Annotated in this window: 9 protein-coding genes; 4 read left to right on the forward strand and 5 right to left on the reverse strand. The window is 66.6% G+C overall.

The window, feature by feature from the left end:
• Positions 1–17 precede the first annotated feature (17 nt).
• Positions 18–422, reverse strand: coding sequence for a hypothetical protein (locus Adu01nite_RS39070; protein ID WP_203734376.1), 405 nt, complete (start codon positions 420–422; stop codon positions 18–20).
• Between the two features lie 186 nt (positions 423–608).
• On the opposite strand from Adu01nite_RS39070, the gene Adu01nite_RS39075 reads away from it, so the two are divergent.
• Positions 609–1349, forward strand: coding sequence for a GNAT family N-acetyltransferase (locus Adu01nite_RS39075; protein ID WP_203734377.1), 741 nt, complete (start codon positions 609–611; stop codon positions 1347–1349).
• 252 nt (positions 1350–1601) lie between these two features.
• Positions 1602–2546, forward strand: a complete 945-nt coding sequence (locus Adu01nite_RS39080; protein ID WP_203734378.1) for a serine hydrolase domain-containing protein — start codon at positions 1602–1604, stop codon at positions 2544–2546.
• Between the two features lie 510 nt (positions 2547–3056).
• Here the strand turns inward: Adu01nite_RS39080 and Adu01nite_RS39085 are convergent.
• Entirely contained in the window at positions 3057–3497 is a 441-nt protein-coding gene (locus Adu01nite_RS39085) for a hypothetical protein (RefSeq protein WP_203734379.1), read from the reverse strand.
• Between the two features lie 1370 nt (positions 3498–4867).
• Between Adu01nite_RS39085 and Adu01nite_RS39090 the strand changes: the two genes are divergently transcribed.
• The gene (locus Adu01nite_RS39090) at positions 4868–5479 is read left to right on the forward strand and encodes a GNAT family N-acetyltransferase (protein ID WP_239133040.1); all 612 of its coding nucleotides are present in this window, start codon (positions 4868–4870) and stop codon (positions 5477–5479) included.
• 19 nt (positions 5480–5498) lie between these two features.
• Here the strand turns inward: Adu01nite_RS39090 and Adu01nite_RS48770 are convergent, their stop codons facing one another.
• The gene (locus tag Adu01nite_RS48770; protein ID WP_307836673.1) at positions 5499–6674 is read right to left on the reverse strand and encodes a class I SAM-dependent methyltransferase; all 1176 of its coding nucleotides are present in this window, start codon (positions 6672–6674) and stop codon (positions 5499–5501) included.
• A 65-nt stretch (positions 6675–6739) separates the two neighbouring features.
• Here Adu01nite_RS48770 and Adu01nite_RS39105 point away from each other — a divergent pair, with 65 nt between their 5' ends.
• Entirely contained in the window at positions 6740–7318 is a 579-nt protein-coding gene (locus Adu01nite_RS39105) for a TetR/AcrR family transcriptional regulator (RefSeq protein WP_239133041.1), read from the forward strand.
• 6 nt (positions 7319–7324) lie between these two features.
• Here the strand turns inward: Adu01nite_RS39105 and Adu01nite_RS39110 are convergent, their stop codons facing one another.
• Both Adu01nite_RS39110 and Adu01nite_RS39115 read right to left on the reverse strand, forming a co-directional pair.
• Entirely contained in the window at positions 7325–9034 is a 1710-nt protein-coding gene (locus Adu01nite_RS39110) for an acyl-CoA dehydrogenase family protein (RefSeq protein WP_203734381.1), read from the reverse strand.
• Positions 9031–9582, reverse strand: a complete 552-nt coding sequence (locus Adu01nite_RS39115; protein WP_203734382.1) for a PadR family transcriptional regulator — start codon at positions 9580–9582, stop codon at positions 9031–9033. Before Adu01nite_RS39115 ends, Adu01nite_RS39110 begins: the two co-directional genes overlap by 4 nt.
• Positions 9583–9589: the final 7 nt, after the last annotated feature.

The raw sequence follows: 9589 nt of genomic DNA on the forward strand, positions 1-9589 counted from the left end.
GCCGCCCCTCGGCTGCTCTAATTGAGCTCGGCCGTCACGTACGTTTCGTAGCCGATGACCGCCGGGACCTGGACGTCGAGCTTGCCCGCCGTGGTGGTCAGCATCGTCTCGTAGCCGAGCAGCGTGCCGTCGGCCGGATTCACGATCAGGGTGTACTTCGTGGGCAGCCCGGAGTAGTCGGAGATCAGCGAGAACGCCTCGCCGGCCCGGCCGGCCCGGTCGGTGACCGTGCCGTCGTAGGTCAGGCCGGGCAGCTCGGCGACGGTGCGCAGGACGGCCGCCCGCAACTCCGGCGACAGCACCCGCTCCCGGGCCAGGTCGGCGACCGCGACCAGGGTCTCGGCCGGCCCGTTCGCCGCCGGGTGGCCGATCGCGAGCCAGCTCTTCACCCCGGCCGGAGCCGGTGCCGCACCCCGCCACATGGCCGGGAACGTCCCATTCGACCTCCCACCCTGTCTATGTCCAGCATGGCGGAGGCCTTCACACCCGAATCCGGTCGACACGCGAGGAGCCCCACCGAGAACGAGAGCCGCTGACCCTGTGCCGGCCACAGTGAACCGTCATGATTCTCGGTGGTGGGCAGCCGGCTTGATTGCGATCATGCGAGCATGGTCGGCGACGCGCTTCTCGAACACGCCCAGCGGCTCTGGGCCACCCTGGCCGCAACGCCGGTCACCTTCACTACCTCAGCCATCGAGGTAGTCGTCTCCCCGCGATCGCTGTTGTGTCCGCCAGGCTGGGTGGGCATCGTCGTGATGGGAAACGCCGCGATCGCTACCGCCCCTGACGACAGCGCTGCCGAGATCGTGCAACAGACCCTCAACGGCCTTCCGCCCGCCGCCATGACAGACCCGGCCGCGGTGCGTGCCAGGCTGCCGATCAGCGACATTCTCGGGCCCGCCACCTTGGCCTACTGCGACAGGGCCGGCTTCCAGCCCCGTGAATCCAGTGATGTTCAGATGAGCCCGGCCGACCACGCCGACGTAGCGACATTGCTCGCTCGGGTGCCGGCTGAGGACGCCGCCGAATCGGGTCTGGACGAGATCACCTCCCCCGCGTTCGTAGTACGGAGCGGGTCGGAGATCATCGCCGCAGCCGGTTACCGCGCCTGGCCCAGCGATACCGCTCACCTCAGCGTGCTGACGGACCCGGTCGCCCGCGGACGAGGGCTCGCACGCATCGTCGCCACTGCGGCCGTCGCCGCCGCGTTGCAGGCCGACCTGCTACCCCAGTGGCGGGCACGCCCAGCAGCGTCACGCCGCGTGGCCCAAGCACTCGGCTTCAGCGAGCTGGGCTCCCAACTGAGCATTCGCCTCACCCCCGTCGACAGCCACGCCGGACGCCCCTGACCGACCATCCACCCAGGTGGCGCCGGAACTCGCCGACACGATCCCTCGCCGAAAGATGGCGGCGCCGGTAGTCACCGATACCTGGCGCTTGAACTCGCCTACAAGACCAGCCGGGGCTGTCCTTCGCCAACCAACTTCGTTCGGGTGTCAGCGAACTTTGTCCCACCGCATGTTTCTGCCACTCATTAGTGTCCTTACGAAACCGCCCTAAATTCGGTGTACCTGGTCGCGGTCGCTGCCGATACTGGGCTGGTGGATCAAGGGCTTCCCGAGCGGGCCGCCGCGCTCATCGCGTCGGCGGGGTACGGCGCCGGCGACCGGGTCGTGGTCGGGCTGCGGCACGGGGCCGCGCCGCCGGTGTACGTGAGCCACGGCGAGCCGTTCACGACGGCCTGCGTCGCGTCGGTGTCGAAGCAGATGACGGCCGCGTGCGTGGCGCTGCTCGTGCGGCAGGGAAAGCTCGACGTCGATTCGGCGCTGGCCACATGGATTCCCGAGCTGCCGGCGTGGGCAGCCACCGTCCGCGTGCGGCACGTGATCCACCACACCGGCGGGCTACCCGAGACCGGCGAATTCTTCGCGCTCAAGAAGGCCGGGCGGGATCGGACCGTCGCCGGCATGCTGGCGGAGCTGGGCGGCCACGAGACCTTGGAGAGCACGCCGGGAACCACGTTCAGCTACCGCAATCCCGGCTACACCTGCCTGTCGGTCATCGTCGAACGTATCGCCGGCGAGCCGTTCCCCGACTTCGCCCGCTCGCGCCTCTTCGAGCCACTCGGCATGGCCGCCACCTGCTACTGGCCCGGCCCGGATCCGTTCCCGCCCGGTACCACGCCGACCGAGCTGGGCTCCCCGGCGCCGCTGTCGCTCGGCGACTGCGGCGTCTGGTCGACGGCGGCCGACCTGATGCGCTGGAACGAGGCCCTGGCGAACGACGAGCTGGGCGTTTCCGGCCTGTTGCACACGCCGGGCCGGCTCGACGACGGCACGTCCCTCCCGTACGGCTGGGGTGTCGATGTGCTGACCCGGGCCGGTTTCCCGCTGCACCGTCACGGCGGCTTGTGGGCGGGTCTGAGCGCCCAGATCGCCCGGTTGCCCGCGCAGCGTGCCGGTATGGTCGTGATCGCGCTGGATCATACGGAAGCCCGTACTCAGAAACTGGCCGACAGCCTGATCAACGAGCTGGTCGCCCGCTGAAAAACTTCAGCCGCTCAGCGTTTGATCAGCTCCGGGCGCGGCGATCGGCGGCCACGTAGGACGCCGCGGCGGCGTAAGCCGGTCGCCTCGACGTACTCGATCTCGAATCTAGCCCAGCCAGAGCTAGCCTCGTCATCCTCGATCTGCCTGCTCACAAGCCGATCATCTCAACGTGGCGGACAAAGTTCGATGGCAAAGACTCGCACGGGGACAAAGTTCACTGGCACGAGGGACATACTTCGATGGCAAGGGACAGGGGCTGGCCGATCTGGACCCGGTTGTTCATGCCCAACGAAGCTTGTCCGCGTCGTCGCATCATGTTCCAGGCGAGGTTTTGCCATCGAAGTGTGTCCGCCAGGAACGGCGGCGCGCGGCTCACGCTGCGCTTCCGGTCACTCCGAGTGACGTCGGGATCGCCTCACCGCTGTAAAGGTCTGACATGATCGTACGACCAGTAATAAGTAGCCGATGAGCGGATGCACGCGATGATCCGCTGCAGGCCCGGAACTCTTAAACGATTCGGTAGGTGCAATCCCTGGGTGCCGCCGGGCAGACGGCGGCGTTGCAGTGTCCCATCACTTCGTGCCAGACGAAGTCTCGCAAATCGCGTGCCACCGCGCCTGGAGTCAATATCGAGCTACTCCCGGCATGCTTCTGTCGGACCCGCACCTCCGCTCTGGTCACAATGCGGTCGGCATCACGTGCGATGGCGCGCTCCACATCCGGTCCACATTCACCACAAAGGACGCAGATTCCCCGGAGAAGTCCAGACGCAAATTTGATCATGTCTTCGCGCTTCTTCTTCATGACGGACTCCAGCTCTGTTGTGGCAGCAAGCTGGTAGGTCCACTTCGTAAAACGTGTCTGGATCGCAGCGGCTGTGAGCGCAAGACCACTCAACAGGCAGGAAATCGCTTCGATGATCACCCCGGCCGACAGATTTTCAGGCATGGGACTGACCAGCGAAAGTCGACGCTTCTGTGGACATCGCTCCTCCTCCGTCGCCGAATTCAACGATGTGGCGGCGGACCGAGTTGCGGCTTATATGTGTTTTATTGGCCTTAGTACCTTATCGTCGCCTTTGTATCGATCACTCTCGATCAATCGCGACTGGCCGCTCACTGCCTCGTTGCACCGGAAAACGTTGGTAAACCTGGCTCACTGGGGTGGTGCAGCTCACGGGCACCACTCAGGCGATCGACGGGACTAGCAGGAGTGGCGGTGTCGGCTTGCGGCATAAGATGAGTTCTGCCATCGCGCGATCAATCGATTTGACGATCTTCTACTTGGCGTCCTTGCCCAGTCAGATCGTTTTCCGTGTCAAATATGAAGGCCTTCGATTGAGGCTGATCCTGGCAAATCCGACAAAACTCCGATACGTCGTCGCCGCGACGGTGGTAATCGTCGTGACCCTCGGCCTGTGGGCTCAAGCGATCAGCGCTCCCACGGCAGGTACTGGGGATGTACAGGCATCTGCGAGCTGGGGGACAGCGCCTTCGAAGCCGCCCGTCGCAGCCGTGCCCCCGCCGGTCGCGGTCGAAGCCGAGCAGCGAGATCTGGCAGAACGCCGCAGCAAGGTAGGGGGCAAAAAGGTGACCGTCACCCCGTCGGCGCCGGAGCCCCGTACAGCGGACCCCTCTCCCCCGGAGGAGCCCAGTCGGCAGTCCGTGCACCAGTCCGCAGCCGTGGCCAAGGCCATTGACACACCGGCGGATGACGTCACCAGGAGCGCGTTGCCCGCGGACCGTCCTTCCAGGGCAGTGACCCAGCCGATTCCATCATGTGAAGCGGAACTACCGACCAGTTCGACCTTGGCGGAAGTAGCCGGGAAGGCGCCTCTCGTCTCCACCCTATGCCGACCGAGTCCGTCATCCTCCGAAAGCCCGGTCAAATAGATGGTCCGGCCGGGTGGATCGCGGACGGCAACCACTGGGCGTTGAACTAGATCGCGCCCGGCCGCTTACGCGGCATGGCCTTTCGGTTTGTCGTCATGCCGCGACACTTGCACGCGGCGCCGACCGAGTAACGTATCCGCCTCGACTGGCCCGATTGAGGGGTAATGGCCGTCGTCCGCTTGTGTCCGCGATCAGCGGCGTCGGCGCTATCTCGCCGGTAACACAGCGTAGACCCGGACGTCCGGGGTCACTTGCTGCGGATCTTGGAGTTACCACAGACGATAGGACTTGGCGTATCACCCTCGTATGCCCGACACCGGTGGCCGTGCCGTCATCCGTTGACGCTGGTTCGCCTCGCGGAAGTCCGGAATGCCGATGAACGCGCACTTGATCATGCCGTTGAGCGGATGTCGATAGAAGAGGATGATGATCGATATGGTCGATCTATCGCCGGCGGCATCGCCACATCCTGGCTATCCCTTGCGTACGCGGCGGCTGTCCCTGCGCCCGCTGGCCGGCCCGGACGTCAATGCTCTGCTCGATTACCGAGCTGACGCGGGAGTCTGCCGTTACCTGCCCTTCGAGCCGATGACCCGCGCTGACATCGAGGAACACCTAGCGTCGCGCTGGGCGGGTAGCTGGCTCACCGACGAGGGCCAGGAATTGAGATTGGGCGTGGAACTCACCGCGACGGGCGAACTCATCGGCGATGTGGTGCTTTTCTGGCGCAGCCGCGAACATCGCGGTGGCGAGATCGGGTACGTGTTCCATCCCGGCCGCCAAGGGCATGGGTATGCGACTGAGGCCGCGCGTGCGGTACTGAGCCTCGGCTTCGAGGTGCTCGGGTTGCATCGGATTGTGGCACGGATCGACGAGCGTAATGAGGCCTCGGCGGCGATAGCGCGGCGTCTGGGGATGCGTCAGGAGTCCCGGCTCGTGCACAACGAGTTGTTCAAGGGTGAGTGGAGGACGCGACTCGATTTCGCCGTGCTCGCCGACGAATGGCGCCGGATGCGCGGGAGCCGACCGGGTTGCTGAAGGCTCCCGTGGCGTTTGGTCAGGACGTGGCCGTCACCAGGTGGGTTGGCCCCCATGGGCCGGTCCACCACATTCGGGGGCCCAGGTTGCGGCGGCCGGCGGTGAGGCCGTGGTGTTGCAGGCGGGCGAGGTAGTCGTCGGTGTGGGCCAGGTCGGCGATCAATAGGCGGCCGCCGGGACGTAGTACGCGGACGGACTCGTCGATTGCCGCGCGCCGGTCGTCGGCGTCGTGGATGTTGTGGATGACCAGGCTGCTGACGATGACGTCGAAGCTGTCGTCGTCGAAGGGGAGGCTGCGGATGTCGCCGGTGAACAGGCGTACTCGGTCGGCGACACCTTCGCGGCGGGCGTTGCGGTGGGTTGCGTCGGCGGAGTTGCCGGTCTGGTCGGCTTGCCACCGATCGATACCGGTCGCGTGGCCTTGCGGCAGGAGTCTGGCCGCGGCGAGCAGGACGGCGCCTCGGCCGCAGCCGAGATCGAGCAGTTCCTCGTCACCGTGCAGCCGCAGGCCGGTGAGCAGTTCGGACCAGACCCGGAATTTGCCGGCTCGGGTCGTGTAGGCGTAGGTGGCGATCGCGAACAGCAGCCAGAGCGTGACCACCCCGGCGAGTACCGCGACCACGATCCAGTCCAGGGCGAGCGCGGTGACCGTGAGAGCGATCAGCCCGAGCCAGACCAGGACGACGATCGTGAGCTGCGTGCCCGCGGACACCCGGCGGAAATCGCCGTCGACACCGTAGGTAGCTCTGGTGGACGTGCGGCGGCGCGAGCGCCAATGCTCGATGGGGATCGTGAGGGTCGCCGCCAGGAAGACCAGCTGGATCAGGGTACGGGGTAGCAGTGAGTCGCCGGGACTGGTCGAGATGCCGGCGCGGGCGGCGTGGACGTTGGCCGGGAAGACGGCAAGCAGCAGCAGGAACAGGCCGAGGCCGGCCCAGGGCATGGTGCGCTTCCCGAGCAGGCCGAGCGCGCCCAGCAGTTCGAGTGCCCCGGTTATCGAGACCAGCGTGGCCGGCGCCGGGAAGCCGGGCGGCACCATGGCGATCATCGTGGCGCGCAGGCCGATGAAATGCGCTGTCCCGGTCATGACGAACATCGCGGCGAGGCCGTCCCGCAAGGGAAGCGGCCACGATCGCAGCCGTCGAACGGCGGACTGGATCGCGGTCACGGCGACGAGAACGATCAACGGCTCCATCAGCGAACCCCCGTTATCTCTGACATCACTGTCCAAGTTAACGGTGGACGCTATCCTTGACAACTGTGTCAGAGTTACGAGCCAGGCGGGCGGATGCCGAACGCAGTCGCGCGGCGGTGCTGCAGGCCGCTATCGATCTGCTGGCCGAACGGCCGCAAGCCAGCATGCGTGACCTCGCGACCGCAGCGGGGGTGGCCCGGCAGACCGTTTATGCCCACTATCCGACCCGCGAGGACCTGATCGCCGCGGTGATCGGCCACATCTCGGCCGACCTGACGTCCCGAGTGGACCGGCTCGATCCGGAGGAGGGCGCGCCGGCTGAGGCGCTCGGACAGTGGCTGGACCTCCTCTGGGACGTCCTGGCGAAATATCCGATCCTGCACACCGACGCACTGAACGGGGCACCCGAACTCGATCCGCAGCGTCACGTGCCGATCACCGACCGGTTGACCCGGTTGATCGAACGCGGGCAGGCCGTCGGCGAGTTCGACGACCGGGTCCCGCCGCCGTGGCTCGCCGCAGCGGTAGTCGGGCTCATCCACGTGGCGGCCGCCGAGATGGCAGCCGGGAGGATTTCCACGACGGACGCCCGCCGGGCGTTTCGGACCAGCGCGCTGCACCTCTGTCGAGCAGACCGTGGATGATGCGGGTCAGGGATTCATCTCGTACGCGCCGACGAGCGCGACCACCTGCTGCCACACCTCGGCCGTCCGGGCCGGGTCGGCGACCGGCCGGCGGACGTAGGAAAGAGCCCAGGCGGCCTGGTCGTCGGTGGTGGCGGTCTTGCCGTGCAGGTCGGTCGCGTACTCGGAGAAGTCCCGCACCAGCACCGCGAAGATCTCGTCGAGCAGGCCCTTTCCAAGGGTGGTCCGGTCGGCCTGCTCCAGGATCAGCTGGCCGTAGACGACCAGCGCGAACAACTGCCCGACGGCGAGCAGGAAGTCGAGGTCCTTCTGCTGCTCCTCGGTCGGCGCGTGCGTGCGCAGCAGCTCGCACAGCCCGTCGGCCTGCTCCCGGAAGCGGGCCACGTTGGGCAGCTCGGCGTGCGCGTCGTAGGCGATCCGCCAGTCATGGAAGCGGATCGCGCCGAGCCCCCGGGTCGGGCCCTGCCGGAACAGGAACTCGTCGTCGGCATCGTCGTGCCGGGTCGGCACCTCGGCGTACGCCATCGGATTAAAAAGGTAATGGGGCATGAACTTGAGGATCAGCGCGAGGTTGACGTGCACCGTGCCCTCGAGCTTCGGCAGGCCGCGGATGTCCGTCGCCGCCTTGTCGAAATAGGTGTCCTTCTCGAAGCCCTTGGCCGCGATGACATCCCACATCAGGTCGATGACCCGCTCGCCCTCGGTGGTGACCTTCATCTTGGTCATCGGGTTGAAGAGCAGATAACGGCGGTCGTCGGGCCCGGCCGAACGGAAATAGTCCACGGCCCGATCACTGAAGAGCTTCATTGCCAACAGCCTTGTGTACGCGTCGGAAAGCTCCCGCCGCACATGCGCGAAGTCGGTGACCGGCTTGCCGTAGAGCACCCGCCGATGCGCGTGCGTGACCGCTTCGTACATGGCGTGCTCGCAGATCCCGATCGCCGCCGTGCACAGGTTGAACTTGCCGATGTTGACGGTGTTGAGCGCCGCATCGAACGCGGCCTTGCCGGTGTGCAGAATGTCTTCCTCGCGCACCGGATAGTCGGTCAGCTCGAACGTGCTCACGTACATCTGCTTGTTCACGACGTTCTTGATCAGCCGGTACGACGGGTGCCGGCTGTCGGCCGCGAAGAAGACATAGCCGTCCGCCCCCGGAACGTCGGCCCGCCGCCCGAACACCGACACCAGCCCCGCGACGTTGCCGTTACCGATGTAGTACTTGGTGCCGCTCGCCGTGAAACCGCCGTCATCGGTCGGCGTGAGCACCATGTCGGTGGCGTAGATGTCGGCGCCGTGCCCGCGCTCGGACAGCGCGAACGCCATCACGTGCCCGTCGTCGAGCAGCCGGGCGGCGTGCGCGCGGGCCACCGGATTGGCGCTCTGCCAGACCGGCCCGAGCCCGAGCACGGTGACCTGCCAGGTATACCAATAGTCGAGTCCGTAGAAGCCGAGGATCTCGCTGAGCGCCGCGTTGCGCGCCGTGTCCCACCGCTTGTTCGCATTGCCGTCACCGTCGGCGGCCGGCGTCATGAACGTCGCGAACAGCCCCTCCTTCGCCGCGAAGTCGAGGAAGTCGGCATACCAGGCCCGATCGATGTAGCTGGCCATGAGCGCCTGCTTGCCGCGAGTCTCGAAGAAGTCGACGGTCGCCCGCAGCAGCCGCCGCGATTCGGCGTCGAGATGCGTCGGGTCATAGGTGCGCGGATTGAGGATCACGGCAAACCTTTCAGAAGCGTTTCGAGTACGTCGTCGAGCCAGTCGAGCAGCATCCGCTCATAGGCGATCCCGCCGCGCAGGACGACGTGTTGAAGTTGCTGCCCGGTGTCTTCGGCGCGGCCGGCCGGAAAGTCGCGCTCCGCACCGGCGAGATAGCGGGCGAGGGTCTCTTCATGGGTGGCGCGATAACGGCGGACCTCATCGATGAGCCGGCCCCGGCCCGCAGCGTCGTCGAACGCGGCCCCTCTGATCTTGACCGCCAGATCGTGCCGGACCGCCTCGGGTTGCACCGGCGCCCGCAGCCACTCGGTGAGCACCGCACGCCCCGCGTCGGAGGCCCGGTAGGACCGCTTGTCCGGCCGCCCGTCCTGCCCGACATCGAGCCCCGCGACCCAGCCGTCCGCTTCCATTCGCTTCAGCACGCGGTAGATCTGCTGGTGGGTGGCCGTCCAGAAGCGCCCGATGGAGCGCTCGAAGCGCCGGGCCAGCTCATAGCCCGACGCGGGCTGCTCGAGCAGCGAGACGAGGATCGCGTGCTCGAGCGCCATGCCACTC

Source organism: Paractinoplanes durhamensis (assembly GCF_016862175.1).
In the GTDB taxonomy this organism is placed as follows: Bacteria; Actinomycetota; Actinomycetes; order Mycobacteriales; family Micromonosporaceae; genus Actinoplanes; species Actinoplanes durhamensis.